The 21274-nt window shown below is 72.1% G+C and carries 20 protein-coding genes; 11 read left to right on the forward strand and 9 right to left on the reverse strand.

Annotated features, from left to right (window positions below; genetic code table 11):
* Window positions 1-2: 2 nt before the first annotated feature.
* The gene (locus ABIE67_RS26260; protein ID WP_370262012.1) at window positions 3-2342 is read right to left on the reverse strand and encodes a SpoIIE family protein phosphatase; all 2340 of its coding nucleotides are present in this window, start codon (window positions 2340-2342) and stop codon (window positions 3-5) included.
* A gap of 171 nt (window positions 2343-2513) precedes the next feature.
* Here ABIE67_RS26260 and ABIE67_RS26265 point away from each other — a divergent pair, with 171 nt between their 5' ends.
* From ABIE67_RS26265 to ABIE67_RS26275, 3 genes are all read left to right on the forward strand, one after another.
* Window positions 2514-3044, forward strand: a complete 531-nt coding sequence (locus tag ABIE67_RS26265) for a DUF3052 domain-containing protein (protein WP_370262016.1) — start codon at window positions 2514-2516, stop codon at window positions 3042-3044.
* A gap of 123 nt (window positions 3045-3167) precedes the next feature.
* A complete protein-coding gene (locus ABIE67_RS26270) occupies window positions 3168-4064 on the forward strand; it encodes a glycosyltransferase family 2 protein (RefSeq protein ID WP_370262018.1) in 897 nt (298 codons plus the stop codon).
* Window positions 4065-4284: 220 nt separating this feature from the next.
* Window positions 4285-8586, forward strand: coding sequence for a BTAD domain-containing putative transcriptional regulator (locus ABIE67_RS26275; protein WP_370262023.1), 4302 nt, complete (start codon window positions 4285-4287; stop codon window positions 8584-8586).
* On the opposite strand, the gene ABIE67_RS26280 is transcribed toward ABIE67_RS26275, so the two are convergent.
* The 3 genes from ABIE67_RS26280 to ABIE67_RS26290 are packed head-to-tail and all read right to left on the reverse strand — an operon-like array spanning window position 8587 to window position 11642.
* The gene (locus ABIE67_RS26280) at window positions 8587-10299 is read right to left on the reverse strand and encodes a bifunctional 3'-5' exonuclease/DNA polymerase (protein ID WP_370262028.1); all 1713 of its coding nucleotides are present in this window, start codon (window positions 10297-10299) and stop codon (window positions 8587-8589) included.
* Between the two features lie 34 nt (window positions 10300-10333).
* Window positions 10334-11113, reverse strand: a complete 780-nt coding sequence (locus tag ABIE67_RS26285) for a Clp protease N-terminal domain-containing protein (protein WP_370262032.1) — start codon at window positions 11111-11113, stop codon at window positions 10334-10336.
* Between the two features lie 55 nt (window positions 11114-11168).
* Complete coding sequence (locus tag ABIE67_RS26290; protein ID WP_370262035.1) at window positions 11169-11642, reverse strand: GNAT family N-acetyltransferase; 474 nt, start codon at window positions 11640-11642, stop codon at window positions 11169-11171.
* 274 nt (window positions 11643-11916) lie between these two features.
* Between ABIE67_RS26290 and ABIE67_RS26295 the strand changes: the two genes are divergently transcribed.
* The gene (locus ABIE67_RS26295) at window positions 11917-13068 is read left to right on the forward strand and encodes a DUF2786 domain-containing protein (RefSeq protein WP_370262039.1); all 1152 of its coding nucleotides are present in this window, start codon (window positions 11917-11919) and stop codon (window positions 13066-13068) included.
* Window positions 13069-13114: 46 nt separating this feature from the next.
* Here the strand turns inward: ABIE67_RS26295 and ABIE67_RS26300 are convergent, their stop codons facing one another.
* The 4 genes from ABIE67_RS26300 to rpmB all read right to left on the reverse strand — a co-directional run bounded on the left by ABIE67_RS26300 (window position 13115) and on the right by rpmB (window position 15052).
* A complete protein-coding gene (locus tag ABIE67_RS26300) occupies window positions 13115-13639 on the reverse strand; it encodes a DUF4232 domain-containing protein (protein ID WP_370262041.1) in 525 nt (174 codons plus the stop codon).
* 77 nt (window positions 13640-13716) lie between these two features.
* The gene (locus ABIE67_RS26305) at window positions 13717-14199 is read right to left on the reverse strand and encodes a hypothetical protein (protein ID WP_370268967.1); all 483 of its coding nucleotides are present in this window, start codon (window positions 14197-14199) and stop codon (window positions 13717-13719) included.
* 311 nt (window positions 14200-14510) lie between these two features.
* Window positions 14511-14816 (reverse strand): 30S ribosomal protein S14, encoded by a 306-nt coding sequence (rpsN, locus tag ABIE67_RS26310; protein WP_370262045.1) that lies wholly within the window; start codon window positions 14814-14816, stop codon window positions 14511-14513.
* The gene (gene rpmB, locus ABIE67_RS26315) at window positions 14816-15052 is read right to left on the reverse strand and encodes a 50S ribosomal protein L28 (protein WP_370262051.1); all 237 of its coding nucleotides are present in this window, start codon (window positions 15050-15052) and stop codon (window positions 14816-14818) included. The genes rpsN and rpmB overlap by 1 nt, the downstream gene beginning before the upstream one ends.
* A 62-nt stretch (window positions 15053-15114) precedes the next feature.
* On the opposite strand from rpmB, the gene rpmG reads away from it, so the two are divergent.
* The 5 genes from rpmG (at window position 15115) to ABIE67_RS26340 (ending at window position 17811) form a co-directional block, all read left to right on the forward strand.
* Window positions 15115-15279, forward strand: a complete 165-nt coding sequence (rpmG, locus tag ABIE67_RS26320; protein ID WP_015658813.1) for a 50S ribosomal protein L33 — start codon at window positions 15115-15117, stop codon at window positions 15277-15279.
* A gap of 6 nt (window positions 15280-15285) precedes the next feature.
* The gene (locus ABIE67_RS26325) at window positions 15286-15543 is read left to right on the forward strand and encodes a type B 50S ribosomal protein L31 (protein ID WP_370262058.1); all 258 of its coding nucleotides are present in this window, start codon (window positions 15286-15288) and stop codon (window positions 15541-15543) included.
* 4 nt (window positions 15544-15547) lie between these two features.
* Entirely contained in the window at window positions 15548-16726 is a 1179-nt protein-coding gene (locus ABIE67_RS26330; protein ID WP_370262062.1) for a GTP-binding protein, read from the forward strand.
* Between the two features lie 5 nt (window positions 16727-16731).
* Window positions 16732-16965, forward strand: a complete 234-nt coding sequence (gene rpsR / locus ABIE67_RS26335; protein ID WP_370262067.1) for a 30S ribosomal protein S18 — start codon at window positions 16732-16734, stop codon at window positions 16963-16965.
* 558 nt (window positions 16966-17523) lie between these two features.
* Complete coding sequence (locus ABIE67_RS26340) at window positions 17524-17811, forward strand: DUF397 domain-containing protein (protein ID WP_370262071.1); 288 nt, start codon at window positions 17524-17526, stop codon at window positions 17809-17811.
* A gap of 119 nt (window positions 17812-17930) precedes the next feature.
* On the opposite strand, the gene ABIE67_RS26345 is transcribed toward ABIE67_RS26340, so the two are convergent.
* Window positions 17931-18485, reverse strand: coding sequence for an ATP-binding protein (locus tag ABIE67_RS26345; RefSeq protein WP_370262075.1), 555 nt, complete (start codon window positions 18483-18485; stop codon window positions 17931-17933).
* A gap of 333 nt (window positions 18486-18818) precedes the next feature.
* Between ABIE67_RS26345 and ABIE67_RS26350 the strand changes: the two genes are divergently transcribed.
* Both ABIE67_RS26350 and ABIE67_RS26355 read left to right on the forward strand, forming a co-directional pair.
* On the forward strand, window positions 18819-19643 hold the full coding sequence (locus ABIE67_RS26350) for a helix-turn-helix domain-containing protein (RefSeq protein ID WP_370268971.1): 825 nt from the start codon (window positions 18819-18821) through the stop codon (window positions 19641-19643).
* A 122-nt stretch (window positions 19644-19765) separates the two neighbouring features.
* Window positions 19766-21226, forward strand: coding sequence for an aldehyde dehydrogenase family protein (locus tag ABIE67_RS26355; RefSeq protein WP_370262079.1), 1461 nt, complete (start codon window positions 19766-19768; stop codon window positions 21224-21226).
* Window positions 21227-21274: the final 48 nt, after the last annotated feature.

A 21274-nucleotide genomic window follows, 5' to 3' on the forward strand; every position in this document is an offset into this window, starting at 1 on the left:
GGTCAGCCGACCGGGAGGGGCTGTTCGGCCCAGATCGTCTTGCCGGTGGGGGTCTGGCGGGTGCCCCAGCCCTGGGTGAGCTGGGCGACCATGTGCAGCCCGCGGCCGCCCTCGTCGAAGGTGCGGGCGCGACGCAGATGCGGGGCGGTGCTGCTGGCGTCGGACACCTCGCAGATCAGGGTGCGGTCCCGGATCAGGCGCAGCCCGATCGGTACGTCGCCGTAGCGGATGGCGTTGGTGACCAGCTCGCTCACCACCAGCTCGGTCACGAACGCCGCCTCCTCCAGGCCCCACGCCGCGAGCTGCCGGCTGGCCTGCGCGCGGGCGTCGGCCACGATCGCCGGGTCGGACGGCAGGGCCCAGGCGGCGACCTGGTCGGCGTGCAGGGCTCGGGTGCGGGCGATCAGGAGGGCCACGTCGTCGGCGGGGCTCTCGGGGAGCATGGCCCGCAGGACGGCGTCGCAGGTGATCTCCAGCGAGGGCACGGGAGAGGACATGGCCTCGCAGAGCCGTTCGAGGCCGAGGCCCATGTCGCGGTCGCGGGCGATGAGGCCGTCCGTGTAGAAGGCGAGCAGACTGCCCTCGGGCAGCTCCAGCTCGGTCGCCTCGAAGGGCAGCCCGCCGACGCCGAGCAGCGGACCGGGCGTGAGACGCACGACGCTGACCGTGCCGTCGGGCAACAGCAGGACGGGCGGGACGTGGCCGGCGCTGGCGAGGGTGCAGACCCGGGAGACCGGGTCGTAGACGGCGTACAGACAGGTCGCGCCGATCCCGCCCGTGTACGGCAGGTCGCGCACGGCACTGTCGTCGTCCGACGTGAGATGCGTGACCAGGTCGTCGAGATGGGTGAGCAGCTCGTCCGGGGGCAGATCCACATCCGCGAGGGTCCGTACGGCGGTGCGCAGCCGCCCCATGGTGGCGGAGGCGTGGATGCCGTGCCCGACGACATCGCCGACGACCAGAGCGACCCGGGTACCGGACAGCGGCACGACATCGAACCAGTCGCCGCCGACGCCCGCGCCCGTACCGGCGGGCAGATAGCGGTACGCCACCTCCGCGGCCGCCTGTTTCGGCAGGTCGCGGGGGAGCAGGCTGCGCTGCAGGGTGAGCGCGTTGGTGCGCTCGCGGGTGTAGCGGCGGGCGTTGTCCACGCCGACGGCGGCCCGGCCCGCGAGTTCCTCGGCGAGGATCAGGTCGTCCTGCTGGAAGGGCGGGGAGCCCTTGCCGCGGGCGAAGACCGCGACGCCGAGGGTGATGCCCCGGGCCCGCAGCGGGGCGGCCATGACCGAGTGGAAGCCGTGCTCCCGGACGACGGCGGCCCGAGCCTCGTGCTCGCCGACCCAGCGGGCGAAGTCGGGGTCGTCCGCGCCGCTGAGCACCGGCCGCCCGCTGGTCAGGGAGCGGGCCGGCGGCGAGAACGGGGGATAGGTGTCGATCCCGCCCAGCGCGATGGCGGCCTCGGGCACGCCCTCGCCCTCGGTGGCCGACTGGTGGGCGACCCGGCGCAGCACCACGGCGGCGTCGACCTGCCCCGGCACCGGCTCCTCGCCGCGCATCACGGAGTCGAGCAGGTCGACGCTGGCGAAGTCGGCCAGCCGCGGGACGGCCAGATCGGCGAGTTCCTGCGCGGTGCGGCCGACGTCCAGCGTGGTGCCGATGCGGGAGCCCGCCTCGTTCAGCAGGGCCAGCCGCTGCCGGGCGGCGTACTGCTCGCTGCTGTCGAAGGCGGCGGTGCCGACCCCCGCCACCTCGCCGGAGACTGGGTCCCGGACGGGCCACAGCTCGACGATCCAGGAGCGCTGCCGGGTGGCGGCGGGCGGTGCCGGGGCGAAACCCTCGTACCGCATCGGCATGGACTCCTCGGCGACCCGCCGGACACACCGGAGGAACCCCTCGTCGGAACGGGCCTCACCCAGCGGGTCGGTCTCCGCGCCCGCGTTCAGCCGCCACGCGCCCGACGAGGCGCTGTAGGTGGACAGGGCGATCGAGGACTGGGCGAAGGCCCACTCCACCATCCACCGGTCGCGGTCGGAGGCGGCGGTTCCGGTGGTGGCGGTGACGACGAAGGCCTGGGTCGCGCCGTCGCCGTCCAGGGAGGGGTGGGCGTGCAGTGTCAGTTCGACGCGGTGCCCGTCGCGGTGCCGGAGGGCCGCCGTGCCGCTCCATTCCTGGGAGTCGACCGGCGAGAAGCCGGTCGCCTCCCGCTCCACGAGCAGGTCGGCCGCGGCCCGCCCCACGACCTCGGCGGCCGGATACCCCAGCAGGCGCCGAGCACCCTCGCTCCACCCCGTGACGATGCCCTGAACGCTGATGGTGACTGTCGCGGCATCTGGTGACCACACGACTCCAGCGTGCGCGTCGCGGGAGAATCGGACAAGTCGGATTCCTGTGCATGAATATGGGCGCGATGATGGGTGAAGACGGTCGGGCGAAGTGGGGCGGGTGAAGAGGGTCGGATGAGGACGGTCGGGTGAAGAGATGGGGAGTGGCCGGCGTGGGAGGAGGGGTTCGCTGTGGCTGAGTCCGGTACGGCTGACCACGGCAGGGGTGCGGCTGACCACGGCACGGGTGCGGCTGACCACGGCAAGGGTGCTTCCGGTACGGGTGCCTCCGGTACCGCTGCCTCCCGTGCGGCCGCCTCTGGCACGCCCCTCGCCCGGAAGATCGGCATCAAGCCGGGCCACCGGGTCCGGCTCCGTCACGCGCCCGCCCGCTGGGAGATCCCCGGGCTGCCGGACGGCTGCGACCTGGCCGAGGGTGGCCCGCGGGGCGCGGACGTGGCCGTCGCGTTCTATCGGTCGTACGTCGAACTCGTCGCCGAAGGTCCCGGGCTGGTCGGCGAGCTCGCCGATGACGCCATGCTCTGGATCGCCTGGCCCCGACGGGCGGCCGGCCATGTCAGCGACATCACCGAGAACGGACTGCGGGACCTCTTCCTCCCGCTCGGCGTGGTCGATGTGAAGGTCGCGGCTCTCGGGGCGGACTGGTCGGGACTGAAGTTCGTGCGGCGCAGGGAGCACCGCCGTGAACAACCCCGTACGTAGCCCCGTACACCACCCCGTACGTATCCCCGGCCGCCCCGCGCGCCACGGCGAACTTGGGAAGTCCTTACCGTGAACCACTAGCATCGCGCCGGTAATCGCAGCCGGCACGAGGTGAGGGCAGGTATGACGGAACCGAGGATCGCTGTCGCCGTGGTGACCATGGGGAACCGCCCCGCCGAGGTCGACGCGCTGCTCGAGTCCGTGGCCAAGCAGGATCTCGCCCCCGCCCGGATCGTCGTCGTCGGCAACGGCTGCCCGCTCCCGGAGTTCGCCGAGCGGCTGGGGCTGCCCGGCGAGGTCACGCCGATCGAGCTCGACGAGAACCTGGGCTGTCCGGGTGGCCGGAACGTGGCCCTCGCGAGCCTGCGCGCCTTCGGGGACGTCGACGTCGTGGTCGAGTTGGACGACGACGGACTCCTGGTCGACGCCGACGTACTGCGCCGCGTACGCGACCTGTACGCCGCCGACGACCGGCTCGGCATCGTCGGCTTCCGCATCGCCGACGAGCAGGGTGAGACCCAGCAGCGGCACGTGCCCCGTGTCGGCAGGTCGGACCCCCTCCGGGGCGGGTACGTCACCGGCTTCCTCGGCGGCGGACACGCGCTGCGCATGGCGATGCTGGCCGAGACCGGGGACTGGCCCGCCGAGTTCTTCTTCGCCCACGAGGAGACCGACCTGGCCTGGCGGGCCGCCGACGCGGGCTGGCGCATCCTCTACGCGCCCGAACTGCTCCTCCAGCACCCGAAGACCTCGCCGGCCCGGCACGCCATCTACTTCCGGGTGAACGCCCGCAACCGGGTCTGGCTGACCCGCCGCCGACTGCCGCTCGCGCTGATCCCCGTGCACCTCGGGGTGTGGGTGCTCCTCACCCTCGTACGCAACCGGTCGTCGCCGGCGGGCCTGCGCGCCTGGTTCGGCGGCTTCCTGGAGGGCTTGCGGGAACCGGCCGGTGAGCGGCGGCCCATGCGGTGGCGCACGGTGTGGGGGCTGTGCCGCCTGGGACGACCTCCGGTCATCTGACCTGGCTCGGTGGAGGGGGAGGGGACGCGCGGCGGGAAGGGATGCGCGGCGAGAAGGGACGCGGGCCCCGGTCGTTCACCTCCGCCGACCGGGACCCACATGCGTCCCCGGATCCGGCCGCGGCGGCGACACTCCCCCGAGTTACGCGTCGTACGCGCGCGCCGTCGGGCCAGATCCGATGAAGTGATCACATCAGGTCGCACCAACGGATCGCTAACATATGGCCAACGGTGTTCCGTTTCGATGCCGTTCAGATGGCGCGAAATCGACGCACGACAGCAGGGTGGACTCCGTCGTGGAGCGCGGGCACGGGCGCGGGCCCGCCGCGCGGGAAGGCAGTGGCGGCGTGAAGCGGTACGAGCTGCGGTTCGGACTGCTGGGGCCGCCGGTGGTTTTCGAGGGGTCTGCAGAGGGGGCGGATCGGTCGGATTCCTCCGAGGATTCTTCTTACGACGCCCAGGGCCCCGGCCAGGTCGCGGCGGACGCGTCCGACCGCGCCGTCCGGATCATCGGCAGCCCCAAGGTACGGGCCCTGTTCGCCGCGCTGCTGCTCGAAGGCGGTCGGGTCGTCTCCGTGGAGTCGCTGACGGACGCGCTGTGGGGCGGCGCGCCGCCCGCGTCCGCGCGGGCCTCGCTGCACAACCACGTGGCCCGGCTGCGGCGGCTGCTCGACGACCCCGAACGGCTGCGCGCGGTGCCGCCCGGCTACGTCCTGCGCGTCGACGAGGGCGAGCTGGACGTCGACCTCTTCGTGAGCCGCGTCGCCACGGCCCGCGCCGCCCACGCCGCACGGGACTGGGAACGCACGGTGCGCGCGTGCACGGAGGCGCTCGCGTTGTGGCGCGGCACGCCCCTGGCGGGCCTCCCCGCCGAGGTCGGCGGTTACGCCCTCGTCCAGCGGCTGAAGGAGGCGCGGCTCCTGCTCCTGGAGTGGCGCTACGACGCCGAGCTGACCACCGCCGGCCCACGCCTCGACGCCCTGGTCCCGGAACTCGCCGCCCTGGCCGCCGAACACCCCCTGCGCGAGTCCTTCCACCGCCACCTCATGCTCGCCCTCCACCACACCGGCCGCCGCGCCGAGGCCCTCGCCATCCACCGCGACCTGCGCAGCCGCCTGATCGAGGAACTCGGTGTGGAGCCGGGTGCGGGAGTGCGCGAGGCGCATGTGGAGGTGTTGCGTGGGGGAGGGGACGGCGGGAGCGGGGGCGGGCGTGGGGTGTGGGGTGCTGTGGCGGGTGGCGCCGGTCGTGAGGTGCGGGGTGCTGCGGGGGGTGGGGTCGGCCGTGCTCTGCGGGTGACGTCGGAGGGGTCGGTCGACCGTGAGGTGCGGGGCGGCGCAGAGGGTGGGGTCGGCCCTGCTCTGCGGGTGACGCGGGGTGCTGCGGAGGGTGAGGTCGGCCGTGCTCTGCCGATGACGTCGGAGGAGGCGGCAGACCGCGAGGTCCCTGGTGCCGCGCAGGGTGGAGTCGACCGTGAGCTGCGGGCAGTCGCCGAGGCTTCGGTCGGCCGGGCAGGTGACGTGGTGCACGGTCGAGTCGGTACGGCCGCCCGCCACGAAGACGACCTGCCCGACGGCGCCGCGCACCCCGACGCTACGCGCGATGACGACGTCCTCCGGCGGCCTGCGCCAGCCGATGCTGTCCGCGAGGCGGGCCCGTCGCCCGCCCCGCCCCTGCGGGAATCGGACCTGCGCTCCGACTCCGCTCCTGCTCGCCGGGAGGGGGGTGCGGTGACCGTTCCGGTCCCTTCGGAATCGGCCGCGCATCCCGTTCCGGCCCCTTCGGAATCGGCCGCGCATCCCGATCCGGCCCCTTCGGAATCGGCCGCGCATCCCGCCTCCACGCCCCGTGCGGCGGATGCGGAAGCGTCAGTTTCCTCTGCCCCCTCGGAATCGGCCCCGGACCCCGCCCCCGTCCTCGCCCCCGCTTCGGCTGCTCCAGCCCTCCGTGCCCCGGACACGTCGGCTGCCCCAGCCCCCCAGGAATCGACCACGTCCGCCACCCCTCCCCTCCGGGAATCGGCCCCGCCGACCACCCCACCAGCTCCAGCCACTTCCCTCCAGGACGCAGCCTCCCGACCACCACGCCCCGCCCAACTCCCCCCACCCCCGGCCCACTTCACCGGCCGTACCGCCGTACTCCACGACTTGCGCCACACCCTCGCCCCTGACCCCGCCCCCGAGCGGCAGCGCCCCCGCCCTGCCGTCGTCGTGATCAGCGGCATGGCCGGCGTCGGCAAGAGCGCGCTCGCGCTGGAGGTCTCGCATGGGCTGGCGAATCGTTTCCCTGACGGCCAGCTCTACGTCAACCTGCACGGCGCCACCCCCGGCATGCCCCCACTCACCCCCGGCCAGGCCCTCACCGCACTGCTCCGCGACCTCGGCGCCGACCCCCGCTCCATCCCCGAACACTCCGACGCGGCCGCCGCGTTGCTGCGCTCCCTGCTCGCACCGACCCGCACGCTCATGGTCCTGGACGACGCCGCGAACGCCGCCCAGGTGCGCCCGCTGCTCCCGGCCGCCCCCGGCTGCGCGGTGATCGTCACCAGCCGCTCCCCGCTGACGGCCCTGGACGGCGTCCGCCGCTTCCCGCTCAAGCCCCTGCCCGCCGAGGACAGCGCGGCGCTACTGCGCGCGGCCTCGGGGCGGGGCACCCGCGACGGCCACGCCGCCACCGACCGAACCGCCGACATCGAGGGCCCCTCGACCCGCGTCGGCAGCGAGGGCCCCTCGACCCGTGCCGGCGGCCAAGCCCCCGCAACCTGCGCCACCCGCGAAGCCCCCGCAACCGCCGCCGCCGACCACGGCATAGACGCCGTCCACCCCCTCATCGCACTCACCGGCGGCCTCCCCCTCGCCCTCCGTGTCGTCGCCGCCCGGCTGGCCGCCCGCAGCGCCCTCACCCCCGACGTCCTGGCCCGCCAACTGGCGGCCACCGAGGGCCGGTTGCACCACCTGGAGTACGACGACCTGAGCGTCCGCCGCTCCCTCGCCGTCGCCCACGACGCCCTCGCCGCCTCCGACCGCGAGGCCGACCGGGACGCGGCACTCGCCCTGCGCCGCATCGGCGCCCTCGACCTGCCCACGTACGGCGCACCCCTGCTGGCCCGCCTCACCGACACGGACGAGCGCCGCGCCGAGGCCGCCCTCGACCGTCTCGTCGACGTGGCCCTCCTGGAGGAGACGGCATACGGCCGCTACGCCCCCCACGACCTGGTGCGCGACTTCGCCCGCGAACTCGCCGAGGGCGACGGCGACTTCACCGAGACCGCCCTGCGCTGGTACGCCGCCGTGGCCGAACGCACCCTCACCGCCATCGTCGAACCTGGCCTGGACCGGGACGACCGCCGCCGCCCGACCCCGACCCAAGCACCGGACCACGCGCAGGCCGTCGACGCCGTTGCGGCCTTCGACACTCCCGAAGCCGCCTACGCCTGGGGCAACTTGGAGCTGGAGAACATCGTCACCCTGGCGGAGCGACACACCGGTGACGACAGTGACCAGAACGACCCCGACCGCGCCAAGCACCCGACCACCACCACCGCCACCGGCGCCAAGCACTCGACGATCGCCCCCGCCACCACCACCGCCAGCACCACCACCGCGACCACCACCGCCACCACCATCCCCTCCCTCCTCTGCACCCTCATCCGCCTCCTCTTCCCCTACCTCCAGCGCAGCGGCCACGTCGCCGAGATGGAGCTGCTGGGCGGGGCCGCGCTCCGGGTCGCGCGGCGGCTCGGGGACGAGGCGGCCGAGGCGTACGCGCTGGGCGACCTCGCGGGCCTGCACTTCCTGACCGGCCGCCAGTCCGAGGCGCTCCACCTCAATGACCGTGCCCTGACGATCTGGCGGCGGCTCGCAGTGGTCTCCTGGATGCGCCGCTGCCTCAACAACCGGGGCCTGCTGCTGGAAGGGCTCGGCCGTTACCCCGAGTCCGGGCAGGCGCTGCGCCAGAGCCTGGAGTACTCAAGGCAGTTGAACGACCCGCACGGCGAGGCCGTGACCTACAGCCACCTCGGCAACCTGTACGAGCACACCGACCCGCGCGCCGCCATCGAACAGCACCGCCGCTCACTCGCCATCGGCGACGAGATCGGCAACATCATCGTGCAGCACTCCGCCCACTGCAACATCGGCTACGCCCACCTCACCCTCGGCGAACCGGCGGCAGCCGCCACGCACTTCGAGGAGAGCCTGCGCATCCTCGGCGGCCACGGCGACTGCCACGGCGAGTCCCAGACCCGCCTCGGCCTGGTCCGCGCCCTGCGCCTCCTCGGCCACACCGATCGCGCCACCCACGCCTGCGCCGAACTCCTGACCCGAGCCGACGCCCGGGCCGACCGCTACACGGCCGGTCTGGCCCGCCATCAGAAGGGGCTTCTGCTGGCGGCGCGCGGGCGTGTCCAGGACGCGCACACCGAATGGCGCACGGCTCTCGATCTGCTGGACGGCACCGACGCGACGGCGGTCGTCCAGGAACTCAGGCACCTGCGGCACGACCCGGCCGCCGACCTCCCCTGATCACTTCGCGTCGGCATAGCACTCCACCACCGCCGTCGTGAACGGAAACCGCACCGGCGTCTCCCCGAACGTCAGCCGCCCGGCCAGCTCCGCCGCCTGCCGGATGGCCGTCACGACCGCCTCCGCCTCCTCCTCGGGACAGTGCACGATCACCTCATCGTGCTGGAAGAAGACCAGTTCCGCCGCCATGCCCGCGCAGCTGCGCCGCAGCGCGGCGAGCAGCAGCAGGGTCCAGTCGGCTGCGCTGCCCTGGACGACGAAGTTACGGGCGAAGCGGCCCCGGGCGCGGGCGTTGGAGGAGGCGTACCCCGGCACCCACTCCTGCGCCCCGCGCGCTCCCGCGCCGCCGGTCGACTCGTCCTCCGCGTCCAGGATCGGAATCCCCGCCTCCTCGGCGGCGTCGTCCGTCGCCCCGGCCGCCGGCGGACACGTCCGCCCCAGCCACGTCCGCACGAGCCGCCCCTCCTCACCGGCCCGCGCCGCCTCGTCGACGTACGCCACCGCCTTGGGGAACCGGCGTCTGAGTGCGGCGAGGTTCTTGAGCCCGTCGCCGGACGTCTGCCCGTACACGGCGCCCAGCACGGCGAGCTTGGCCTGCGCGCGGTCGCCGGAGAAGGCGCGGTCGGAGACGGACTGGTAGAGGTCGCTCTCCCGGCCGGCCACCTCCATCAGCCCGGGGTCACGGGAGATGGCGGCCAGCACCCGGGGCTCCATCTGGTCGGCGTCGGCCACGACCAGCCGCCAGCCGGGGTCGGCGACCACGGCCCGCCGGATGACCTTGGGGATCTGCAGCCCGCCCCCGCCGTTGGTCACCCACCGCCCGGTGACCGTCCCGCCCGCGAGGAACTCCGGTCGGAACCGCCCGTCCCGCACCCAGTCCTGCAGCCAGGACCAGCCGTGGGCCACCCAGATCCGGTACAGCTTCTTGTACTCGACCAGCGGCTTCACGGCCGGATGATCGAGGGACTCGATCTCCCAGCGACGGGTCGATCTGACCTTGATCCCGGCCTGCGCGAAGGCCTTGATCACATCGGCCGGCAGATCCGGCCGCACCCGGCGCCCGAAGGCGGCCGACACCTCGTCCGCCAGCTCGGCCAGCCGCCGCGGCTCCCCGCCCCCGGCATACCGCTCCCCGAGCAGTTCGTGCAGCACCCGGCGGTGCACCTCGGCGCTCCACGGCAGCCCGGACCGGTTCATCTCGGCGGCGACGAGCATCCCCGCCGACTCGGCCGCGGTCAGCAGCCGCATCCGCTCCGGGTACGCGGCGGTGTCGTGCCGGCGCTGCTGGTCGGCGTAGACCTCGACGAGGTCGGCCAGCGGCACGTGGACCGCCTGCGGCTCGAAGAGAGAGGACTGCGAGCCTGGTTCGGCCGGGCGCTGGGGCGGATCGGGCGGCACGGGACGGCCCCGCAGCCGGGCCAGAGCGGCGGCGGCCGACCTCGGCTCGCCGTACCGCCCCTCGTGGCCGAGCAACAGCGTCTCGGCGTCCTCGATGTCGTAGCACCGCTCCACTCGCACCCCCGTGGCGAGCAGGCGCGGATAGACCTCGGCGGTGGACCGCCACACCCACCGCGCGACCTCCGGCCGCCCCCGCACGGCCTCGGCCAGGTCCGCCTCCCTGCGCACCGGCCCCGCGGGCAGCCCGTCCGGACCGAGGGGGGCGACCTCCACGCCACCGTCCTCGGCCGGAGCGAGCGCCCACCGGTCGGTCATGCTGCGAGTGTGGCACCCGGGTCTGACAACGCCCTCAGTCCTGCGCCCCGCCCTCCTCGCGGGCCCCCTCGCGGGCCTCCTCGACCGTCTGCACACCGCTCTGCAGGAACTGGGAGAGCGCCTTGACGAGGTACTCCTCCACCGCCTGCTTGGTGAGCCCGAGTCCGTGCAGGACGCCGGTGCCGTTCTCGAACTCCAGCAGGGCGAGCAGGATGTGCTCGGTGCCGATGTAGTTGTGGCCGAGGCGCAGGGCCTCGCGGAAGGTCAGCTCCAGGACCTTCTTGGCGTCGGAGCCGTAGGGGACGAGGTCGGGGACCTTGTCGGCGGCGGGCGGCAGGGCGGCGGTGGCGGCCTGCCGCACGGAGTCCAGCAGGACGCCGTGCGCGGTGATCGCCTTCGCGGCCAAGCCGTCCGGCTCGGCCAGCAGGCCGAGGACCAGGTGCGCGGGGCGGCCCTCGGCGTTGCGGGCCGCGATGGCCTCGTTGTGGGCGGCCATCACCGTGTTGCGGGCGCGCGTCGTGTAGCGGCCGAAGCCCTGCTGCGGGTCGAGGTCCGCCGACTCCTTGGGCACGAACCGCTTCTGCGCGGCCTGCCGGGTCACGCCCATGCTCTTGCCGATGTCGGTCCAGGAGGCGCCGGACCGCCGGGCCTGGTCCACGAAGTGGCCGATCAGGTGGTCGGCCACCTCGCCGAGGTGATCGGCGGCGATCACCGCGTCCTGGAGCTGGTCGAGGGGCTCGTCGTGGACCTTCTTGATGGCCGCGATGAGCTCGTCGAGACGTACGGATGACGTGATGCTCGGGTTCGTCGACATGTGTCAACCGTAAGTTGACACCCCGAGACTGTCAACCGACAGTTGACACCCATCGTCAGAGCGACTTGGCGAAGCAGCGACTGTCGGAATACCCCCTGTAGGGGCCGAAGTTGGCCGTCGGCGCATACCCACAGGCGACGTACAGCCCCATGGCCTCAGGCAGCGGCGTCCCCGTCTCCAGCACCATGCGCACCCGCCCGGCCGCCCGCGCACTGTCCTCCAGCGCCCGCAGAATGCCGCGTGCGAGCCCCCGCCCCCGCGCCTCCGGCACCACGAACATCCTCTTGATTTCCGCGTCCCCGACCGCATACCCCTCGTCCCCCGCCTCCTGGACACGCCAGCCCCCGCAGGCCACGGGCTTGTCCGCGAGATACGCGATCAGAAACAGCCCGTCCGGCGGGTCGAAGTGGGTCGGATGCAGCGGGGTCATGTCGTCGTAGCCGTAACGCCGCAGGTACTCGGCCTGCACCAGGGCGGAGAGCTTCACGGCGTCGGGATGGTCGAAACGTACGGGGCGAATCTCGTCCATGCCCCGGAAGCTAGGCGCGCCCCACCCCACCCGACAACGGGATTTCCCCGACGCCCCGCCCGATACGCGCTTGCTTGGGCTGGCGCGCCGGCCAAGGCCCGGATGCCCGCCCTGGCTGTGGCCGCCCGCCGCGGCCCCGGCCACCCACCTGGGACCGTGTGCCCGCCGGCACCCGAAAGCCCGCCCCGGTTGGGCGGCCCCCCAAACACCCACCCCCACCGCCCCCCCCCGCCCGCCAACGCCGCCCCCCTCCACCCCATGGCACCATCGCCACGTGAGCAGTACGAACAGCACGAACAGCACGAACAGTTCGAGCGATACGCCCGGCCCCGTCGACCAGGCCTTCCAGCACGCCCTGTACGCCGACACAGACACCGCCCTCGACACCGGCGCCTCCCTCCTCGCCGCCTCCGAGACGGACGCGGAACTCGCCCGGCGCGGTCAGGAGTTCGTGGCGGGGGCTTGGCGGCGCGGCTGGCAGCCCTCCGATGTCGTACGGCTGGTGCGGCGCGAGCTGGACGACGTGCACGTACGACTGCTCGCGGCGCTGATCCGCGCACAGCAGCCGGACGACCGCCCCCGTGGCCCCCGCTGGAACGCACAGCTCGACGACCTGCCCACCGACCCCCCGCCCCGCACCGACCGCTTCTCGCACGCGACCGCCGTCCTGGAGCTGTACCGCCTCCTGCTGCGCCTGCCCGCGCTGGAGCCGTTGGACGAGCCGGCCAGGTCCGCCACCGGGCAGCCTCGCCCCGAGTCCCGCATGCTCACCCGCATCCGCGCGCTGCTGGCGAAGGCGGAGGCGACCGGGTTCCCGGAGGAGGCGGAGGCGCTCAGCGCCAAGGCACAGGAACTCATGGCAAGGCACAGCATCGACGAGGCGCTGCTCGCGAGTCGTCCGCACGCCACGAAGGACGCGCCCGGCGCCTGCCGTATCGGCGTCGAACCGCCCTACGAACAGGCGAAGGCGGTCCTGCTGGACGCGGCGGCGACCGCCAACCACTGCCGTGCCGTGTGGAACGAACCCTTCGGCTTCTCCACGGTCGTCGGCTTCGAGGCCGACCTGGAGGTGGTCGAGCTCCTCTACACCTCGCTCCTGGTGCAGGCCCAGACCGCGATGACCAAGGCGGAGGCGGCCCAGCGGGCGGGCGGCCGCAAGCGTACGAAGACCTTCCGCCAGTCGTTCCTGGCGGCCTACGCCCACCGCGTCGGCACCCGCCTGGCCGAGGCGGCGCAGACCCAGGTCACCCAGGACCTGCTCCCGGTCCTGGCCTCCCGCGAGGTGGCCGTCACCGACCGCCTGGACCGCATGTTCCCGGAGACGACCACGACCCGCCTGCGCGGCGTCAGCGACGAGGCGGGCTGGGTGGAGGGCTCGGAGGCGGCCGACGCGGCGCAAGTGGCCCCCCGCCGCCCCCTCCGCTGAAACCGCCGCCCCCTCCGCTGAACCGCTGAACCGCTGAGGAACCGTGTCAGTCGCCGGACTGCTGGAACCCGCTCACCGAGGCGTCCGGCGTCTGCCCGTCGCCCTTCAGCGCGACATCGCCGTACGACCACTTGAAGTCGCGCGTCTCGTCGGTCCCGGGCAGAGAGATCTTCACCTGCTTCACGGGGAGGCTCTTGGTGTCGCCGTCCTCACCCCGGACGTAGGTGAGGGTGAAGGATGTGGAGGCCCCCTTCGCGAGGGTCGTCTTCTTCACCCCGGCGGCCTCGTCGGCGCCGATCGTGGTCACGGTGCCGCCCGCGTCGAACTCGATGGCGGGCAGCCCGTCCAGCGTGCACTCGGCGCCGCCGCTGTTGGTGACCGTGACGGGCACGTTGCCCGTGTCCCCGGCGGCGGGAGCGGCGTTGGCGGGCCCGAACCGCACGCCCAACTCCTCGGCGCAGGCGGAACCGGCCTTGTTGTCCTTGCCGCTGCCCCCGTCCCCGCCGTCGTCGCAGCCGGTCAGGAGGAGGGCCGCGGCGAGGGCGGCGACGGTGAGGGAAGTGACGCGCATGGGTCCTCTAAGGGGTGACGTCGGCGATCGGGCGGCGATCACCGCACTGATGGGGGCGGACAGTCACCGATCAAACATCACGAACCCAGGCCGGCCGTAGGCAGCCCCGTCGGAAGCTTGCCACCCTCCGCCCTGGTGTACGTCTCCGCACCGAGGCCGCCCTCCCAGGTCACCTTCAGCCGGGCCTTGCCGACGGAGCCGACCATCCCGACCGCCCGGTCCTTGCTGCCGTCGGGGCACTTGAGCCGGATCATCCGCATCCCGTCCTGCTCACCGGCGGTCCCGCTGCACACGGTCCCGCCGGTCGCGAAGAGCCCGGCCTTGGTGCCGGTGACGACCAGCACGACCGCCTTGCCGTCGGTGGTGGCCAGCCAGCTGCCCTCCAGCTCACCGGACGCCGACCCCGACCCTCCCGTACCGCCACCCGTGTCGGCGGTGGCGGTCGCGGAGGGGCCGGCGGAGGAGCCGTCAGTGGATTGGGCGTCGGAGTCACCGTCGCCACTGCACGCGGTCAGCGCGAGCGCACCCGCCAGCGACGCGGCCACGGCCGCGACCCGCATCCGCCGGCCCGACGTCGTGCGCGTACGGGAGAAAGTCGCCGAGATCACTGGAAGCTCCCAAGCTGTAGCGGTCGGCATACGACCGAGTCGGCCAGGTGGCCGAAACGACGCCAGCAAGTTACCAGGGAGTCCAATCCGCAGCAGGGGTCACCAGCCCGACCGGCTCCACCAGTCCAACCCGCCCCCCACCACGACCGGCCCCCCACCACGACCGGCCCAGCACCACGACCGGCCCGGCACCCCGCTCGGCCCACCACCTCGCCCGGCCCCACGACCGCAACCGCCCCCACCACCCGGCCCCGCCCCGCCCCCTACCAGGACGACTTACGCACCCCCGGCAGATACCCGGCATGCGCCTGCTCCCGCAGCGACACCCGGGACAGCCCAAAGGCACGGAAGTAGCCACGCGGCCGCCCGTCCACCTGGTCGCGGTTGCGCACGCGCGTGGCGCTGGCGTCCCGCGGCTGCCTGCTCAGCTCCCGCCGCGCGGCCAGCCGTTCGGCATCGGTGGACGACGGCCGCCGGATGATCTCCTTCAGCTCGGCCCGCCGGGCGGCGTACCGCGCGACGACCTCCTGCCGCTGCTCGTTCTTCGCGATCTTGCTCTTCTTGGCCATCAGACCTTCACTCCCCGGGCGCGGATACGGGCGACGGCGGCCTCGACGCCGATCGCGTCAACGGTCTTGATCCCCTTGGTGCTCAGCCGCAGCCGCACATGACGGCCCTCGCTCGGCAGCCAGTAGCGCTTGCTCTGGATGTTGGGGTCGAAGCGGCGGGAGGTCCGCCGATGTGAGTGGGAAATGGAGTTGCCGAACCCGGGCTGGGCGCCGGTCAGCATGCAGTGGGCGGACACAGGTGACGAACCTCTCCTCGCTAGCTTCTGTTAATGGAATTCATTTTCAGTAAGATAGCAGCATGGCACGCAACGAACTCCGCCCGGTCATCAAGCTCCGGTCCACCGCCGGCACCGGCTTCACCTACGTGACCCGCAAGAACCGCCGCAACGACCCGGACCGTATGACCCTGCGCAAGTACGACCCGGTCGCCGGCCGCCACGTCGACTTCCGAGAGGAGCGCTGAACCGGCATGCGCAACGGAATCCACCCGCCCTACGGCCCCGTCGTCTTCCGTGACCGGGCAGCGAACCACGCGTTCCTGACCCGCTCGACGCTCGCCGCCGTACCCACGGACAAGACGATCGAGTGGGAGGACGGCCACACCTACCCGGTCGTCGACGTCGAGATCTCGAACGTCAGCCACCCCTTCTACACGGGCACGGCCCGCGTCCTGGACACGGCGGGCCGCGTCGAGCGCTTCGAGCGCCGCTACGGGAAGCAGGCCTGACGAGGTGCCCGAACTCTCCGTCGTGATCGTCGCCGGCCTGCACACAAACGCACGCCAGGCGACGGTCGCCCAACTGCTCACCGACGTCCCGGACAGCGTCGTACTCCACCACGACCTGGGGACGGCCACCGCCGGCACCGTCGTACGCACGATCCGCGACGCCACCGGAACCGTGACCACCGACAGGACGCCCCTGGTCAACGACTGCGCCTGCTGTGCCCTGCGCGAGGACCTGGTCCCGGAACTGCTCCGCATCAGGGACACCGGCACCACCCGCATGGCGATCGTCGAACTCTGGGACTCGGTCGAGCCCAAGGCCATGGCCGAGGTGATCACGGCCGGCGGGCTCACCCTCACCGGCGTGATCACCGCGGTCGACCCGGCGCTGGTCCTGCCGTACCTGGGCAACGGCGACGACCTCGCCGAGCGGGGCCTGGCGGCCGCGGCGACCGACCAGCGCACGGTCGCCGACACCTTCGCCCGCCAACTCGAATACGCCCCCGTCCTCGCCGTGGCCGACTCCCCGGAGGCCGACGACGAGGACCGTGAACTGCTCGCCCAACTCCACCCGACGGCCCGCCAGATCCCCCTCCCCGCACCGCCCGCGGACGCCCTGACGGTGCCGCCCCCACGCCGACGCCCCTCCTCCCCCCTCGCCCAGGCGGCCCTGTCCGGCTTCGACGTCGAGTCGGCCGGCGCCGCCCAGCACCCCGCCTGCGCCCTGCTCCCCGCGGAGGCCGACGCGCACGGCGTCTCCACCCTCGTCTGGCACCGCCGCCGCCCCTTCCACCCGGAACGCCTCTACGCGGCCCTGGAGGACCTGACCTGCGCGGCTGCCCGCAGCAGGGGCCGCTTCTGGCTGGCCGACAAACCGGACGTCCTCCTCCACTGGGACGCCGCGGGCGGCGCCCTGTGCGTGGAAAGCGCGGGCCCCTGGCTGGCCTCGCTCCCCGACGCGGCCTGGGACATGGTCCCGCCGGTACGCCGGGCCGCCGCCGCCCTGGACTGGCACCCCGAGCACGGCGACTGCTGCCAGCACCTGGTCTTCACGTCCCCCGCCCTCGACCGCGACGGCCTGGAGCACCTCCTCGAATCCTGCCTCCTGACCGACGCCGAGTACGCCGCCGGCCGCGACGCCTGGAAACAACTCCCGCCCGCCTTCGACACGCTCCTGGAGGTCTGACCCCCATGCCCCGCAAGCTGGACCGCAAGCCCACCAAGCCCCGCCCCAACCCCCTGGACCAGGCCGGCATCACCTACATCGACTACAAGGACACCGACCTCCTACGAAGGTTCCTCTCCGACCGAGGCAAGATCCGCAGCCGCCGAGTCACCCGAGTAACGGCCCAACAACAGCGCCAACTGGCCCAGGCCATCAAGAACGCCAGGGAAATGGCCCTCCTCCCGTACGCCACCCGCTGAGGCAGACCACGCTCAAGGTGGGGGCCCGCCACCCCCACGGCGCGTCAGCGGCGTACGGCGGTGAGGGGACGCGTCGGGGGTGTCCGCCCGCAGAGTCCGGTGGCAAGAAACGGCACCTCTCGCGCAAGGCCCACCACCGGACCGAGGACGGACACGCCCCCGACGCGGCCCCGACCCCCCACCCACCCGCACGCGCTACGCGAACCCCCACCGGACACCAGCGGGCCGCCGCAGGCATCTCAGGGGCGCGGGGCTGTGTTGAATGTGCGGCTACCGCCGCGTGGGCGCGACCAGCCCCACCCACCGAGACGGGCCGCCGCAGGCACCCCCACCCAACTACCGGTCGTGTGGAACACATAGGGCCCCGGAACGCGTCTGTTCCAGTGCACGACGGCCCGCTCCCGCATGTGATGCGACCCCGGGGCATGCGCTGGAACGCATACAGCCCCTCATACGTCACAGGAGTAACCGCAGGAACACCGCGCGTGCACGTGCATCTGCTCATGCAGCTGCACGTGAACGAGCTATGATCCGGAAGCGATTGCTACCGCACCACTCATGCCTCATTTGGCCTCGAGCCACCGCACCACCGGGGAGCGACCTGTGGACCACGACGTGTACAACGGCATGGCAGCCACGGAGCTGAACGGGGTGGCCTGGCAGAAGAGCCGGCACAGCAACTCGCAGGGCTCCTGCGTGGAGTTCGCCCGCCTCCCCGGTGGCGACGTGGCCGTACGCAACTCCCGCTTCCCGGACGGCCCGGCCCTCGTCTACACCCGCGCCGAGATCGAGGCGATGCTCCTCGGCATCAAGGACGGCGAGTTCGACCACCTGGTCGTCGGCTGAAGCTGCCCCGCCCACTCCGCCCCGCCCGCTCCGCCCGCGAAGCCCCGAATCAGGGCAACCAGCACCTTCCGGCACCGCAACGCGCGTAGAACCCCGACGTCAGCAAGCCCCGCACGTCCTCACTCCGCCGAAGTCACCCCGCCGACCCCCGGCCCACCGGCCCCCGGCCCGCCCGCCGCCTCCGCCTGAAGCCGAAACAGCGCCCAGACGACCTTCCCGCTCAACGCCCCCGCCAACGGCTGCCACCCCCAGCTGTCACTGAAGGAGTCGACAAGAAACAGCCCCCGCCCGGACTCCGCCGAGAAGTCGTCGGAATCACGCGCGACCGGACTGTCATGACTGGGATCACGCACCGCGCACACCAGCCGCTCCGTCCACCGCATCAAATGCAGTCGCACAGGCGGCGGTGCCTGCTCGCACCCCCGCTGCGTCCCCACCGGCAGCGCGTGCCGCAGCGCATTGGTCACCAACTCGGAGACGACCAGACACACATCATCGAACCGATCGCCCAGCTCCCACTGGTCCATGGTCCGGCGCGTGAACTTCCGTGCCTCACGCACCGCTTCGTAGCGGGCGGGCAATGCGCAGGAGGCGGCGTTGGAGACGGCTGCGGGATCCAGCGGCGGAAGGCCCTGCCGTAACGGCTCGAGCATGGTCGATCCATTCGTCCCCATGCGAGGCACTCCCGAGAGTTCGCGGTCGTTGCGATGCAGCGGTTGCGCGGGACCATGGTTTCCGATGCGCAGGGCAGATGCAAGGGCAGATGCACGTGCACGTGACCGAATTGGACGTTCCCGTACCGCTTGTTGGCCATTTTTTCCGCCAACTTCAGTCCCTCTCCTTGTCTTCCGCTCACCACTTCCTGAGAGGAATCCTTGTCTTCTTTCCATATCTGTAATCGGACGAGTACAGCTCGAAGTGATTTAGTGGCAGACTGCGGGCCCTGAAGACGGTTGGGGAGGCTGGCGAAGGTGAGCGCGGGAGAGCCCGGATCGGTGGTGCGGCGCATGCTGCTCGGCTCGCAACTGAGGCGACTGCGGGAAGCGCGCGGGATCACGCGCGAGGCGGCGGGTTACTCGATCCGAGCCTCCGAGTCGAAGATCAGCCGGATGGAGCTGGGCCGGGTGAGCTTCAAGACGCGAGACGTCGAAGACCTGCTCACGCTCTACGGCATCACGGACGAGCAGGAGCGCGCCTCACTCCTCTCCCTCGCCCGCGAGGCCAACGTCGCCGGCTGGTGGCACAGCTACTCCGACGTCCTGCCCAGCTGGTTCCCCACCTACGTCGGCCTGGAAGGCGCGGCCAGCCTCATCCGCGCCTACGAAGTGCAGTTCGTGCACGGCCTGTTGCAGACCGAGGCGTATGCCCGGGCGGTCGTCAGGCGCGGCATGAAGGGCGCGAGCGCGTCCGACGTCGAAAAGCGTGTGGCGCTGCGCCTGGAACGGCAGAAGTACCTCCTCGACGACGGCGCCCCCGAGTTCCACATCGTCCTGGACGAGGCCGCCCTGCGCCGCCCGTACGGCGACCGCGAGGTGATGCGCGGCCAGCTCCAGCACCTCATCGAGATCTCCCAGCGGCCCAACGTACGGCTGCAGATCATGCCGTTCAGTTTCGGCGGCCACTCCGGCGAGTCCGGCGCCTTCACGATCCTCAGCTTCCCCGAGTCCGACCTCTCGGACGTCGTCTATCTGGAGCAGCTCACCAGCGCGCTCTATCTCGACAAGCACGAGGACGTCACCCAGTACGAGAAGGCGCTGAAGGAGCTCCAGCAGGACAGCCCGGGCCCGGACGAGAGCCGGGATCTTCTCAGGGGCCTCCTCCAACTCTCTTGAAACGCAAGTACGATGACGCGTGATCAGACCGTGAAGACGATCAAGGCCGATCAAGCCCGATCAAGGCGATCAAGGCGTCCGTGATCAGTCGAGCGGGTGTCCGCTAGGGATTGAGGGATCACATGTCGTCCTACTTCACCGACCTGGCTCAGCAGTACATCGACGGCGAGTGGCGCCCGGGCTCAGGTTCCTGGGACATCATCGACTTCAATCCGTACGACGGCGAGAAGCTGGCGTCGATCACGATAGCCACGGTCGACGAGGTGGACGACGCCTACAAGGCGGCCGCCCGCGCCCAGAAGCAGTGGGCCGCGACCAACCCGTACGCCCGCCGCGGCGTCTTCGAGAAGGCGCTGCGCCTGATAGAGGACCGCGAGCAGGAGATCACCGAGGCGATCATCGCCGAGCTCGGCGGCACCCGGCTGAAGGCGGCCTTCGAACTCCACCTCGCCAAGGAGTTCCTGCGCGAGGCGATCCACCTGGCGCTGCGCCCCGAGGGCAGGATCATCCCGTCGCCGACGGACGGCAAGGAGAACCGCGTCTACCGCGTCCCGGTCGGCGTCGTGGGCGTGATCAGCCCCTTCAACTTCCCCTTCCTCCTCTCCGTCAAGTCGGTCGCCCCGGCGCTGGCACTTGGCAACGCCGTGGTCCTCAAGCCGCACCAGAGCACCCCGATCTGCGGCGGCACCCTGGTCGCGAAGATCTTCGAGGACGCGGGCCTGCCCGCCGGTCTCCTCAACGTCGTCGTCACGGACATCGCCGAGATCGGCGACGCCTTCATCGAGCACCCGGTCCCGAAGGTCATCTCCTTCACCGGCTCCGACAAGGTCGGCCGCCACGTCGCCACCGTCTGCGCCTCGCTCTTCAAGCGCTCGGTCCTCGAACTCGGCGGCAACAGCGCGATCGTGGTCCTCGACGACGCCGACATCGACTACGCGGTCGACGCGGCGGTCTTCAGCCGGTACGTCCACCAGGGCCAGGTCTGCATGGCCGCGAACCGGGTCCTCGTGGACCGCTCGGTCGCGGACGAGTTCACCGAGAAGTTCGTCGCCAAGGTGAAGACCCTCAAGGCCGGCGACCCTCGCGACCCGCAGACCGTCATCGGGCCGGTGATCAACTCGTCCCAGGCGGACGCGATCTCGGCAGCCGTCGAGCAGGCCATCGCCGAGGGTGCGACGGCCCTGGTGCACGGCACGACGACCGACAACCTGGTCGAGCCCTCCGTCCTCACGGACGTCCCCGCCGACTCCGCCCTGCTCCGGCAGGAGGTCTTCGGGCCGGTCGCCTTCCTCGTCCCGTTCGACGGAGAGGAGGAGGCCGTACGCCTCGTCAACGACACCCCGTACGGCCTGAGCGGTGCCGTCCACACCGGGAACATCGAGCGCGGGGTCTCCTTCGCCAAGCAGATCGACACCGGCATGTTCCATGTGAACGACGGCACGGTCCACGACGAGCCGATCGTCCCCTTCGGCGGCGAGAAGCACTCCGGCCTCGGCCGCCTGAACGGCGAGACGATGCTGGACGCGTTCACGACGATCAAGTGGATCTCGGTGCAGCACGGCAGGAGCGGGTTCCCGTTCTGAGGCTTCCTGGCTGCTCCTGCCGGAAACCGAGGTCATAACCTGGACCGC

The sequence above is a fragment of the Streptomyces sp. V4I8 genome (assembly GCF_041261225.1).
In the GTDB taxonomy this organism is placed as follows: domain Bacteria; phylum Actinomycetota; class Actinomycetes; order Streptomycetales; family Streptomycetaceae; genus Streptomyces.

Bases quoted from the DNA above. Each gene is read 5' to 3' on its own strand.
- ABIE67_RS26355 (WP_370262079.1), top strand. From the start codon at position 19,766: ATGTCGTCCTACTTCACCGACCTGGCTCAGCAGTACATCGACGGCGAG.
- ABIE67_RS26340 (WP_370262071.1), top strand. From the start codon at position 17,524: ATGCCTCATTTGGCCTCGAGCCACCGCACCACCGGGGAGCGACCTGTG.
- ABIE67_RS26300 (WP_370262041.1), bottom strand. From the start codon at position 13,639: ATGCGCGTCACTTCCCTCACCGTCGCCGCCCTCGCCGCGGCCCTCCTC.
- ABIE67_RS26285 (WP_370262032.1), bottom strand. From the start codon at position 11,113: ATGTCGACGAACCCGAGCATCACGTCATCCGTACGTCTCGACGAGCTC.
- ABIE67_RS26280 (WP_370262028.1), bottom strand. From the start codon at position 10,299: ATGACCGACCGGTGGGCGCTCGCTCCGGCCGAGGACGGTGGCGTGGAG.
- ABIE67_RS26350 (WP_370268971.1), top strand. From the start codon at position 18,819: ATGCTGCTCGGCTCGCAACTGAGGCGACTGCGGGAAGCGCGCGGGATC.
- ABIE67_RS26305 (WP_370268967.1), bottom strand. From the start codon at position 14,199: ATGCGGGTCGCGGCCGTGGCCGCGTCGCTGGCGGGTGCGCTCGCGCTG.
- rpsR (WP_370262067.1), top strand. From the start codon at position 16,732: ATGCCCCGCAAGCTGGACCGCAAGCCCACCAAGCCCCGCCCCAACCCC.
- rpsN (WP_370262045.1), bottom strand. From the start codon at position 14,816: ATGGCCAAGAAGAGCAAGATCGCGAAGAACGAGCAGCGGCAGGAGGTC.
- ABIE67_RS26290 (WP_370262035.1), bottom strand. From the start codon at position 11,642: ATGGACGAGATTCGCCCCGTACGTTTCGACCATCCCGACGCCGTGAAG.
- rpmG (WP_015658813.1), top strand. From the start codon at position 15,115: ATGGCACGCAACGAACTCCGCCCGGTCATCAAGCTCCGGTCCACCGCC.
- ABIE67_RS26345 (WP_370262075.1), bottom strand. From the start codon at position 18,485: ATGGGGACGAATGGATCGACCATGCTCGAGCCGTTACGGCAGGGCCTT.
- ABIE67_RS26270 (WP_370262018.1), top strand. From the start codon at position 3,168: ATGACGGAACCGAGGATCGCTGTCGCCGTGGTGACCATGGGGAACCGC.
- ABIE67_RS26275 (WP_370262023.1), top strand. From the start codon at position 4,285: ATGGCCAACGGTGTTCCGTTTCGATGCCGTTCAGATGGCGCGAAATCG.
- ABIE67_RS26325 (WP_370262058.1), top strand. From the start codon at position 15,286: ATGCGCAACGGAATCCACCCGCCCTACGGCCCCGTCGTCTTCCGTGAC.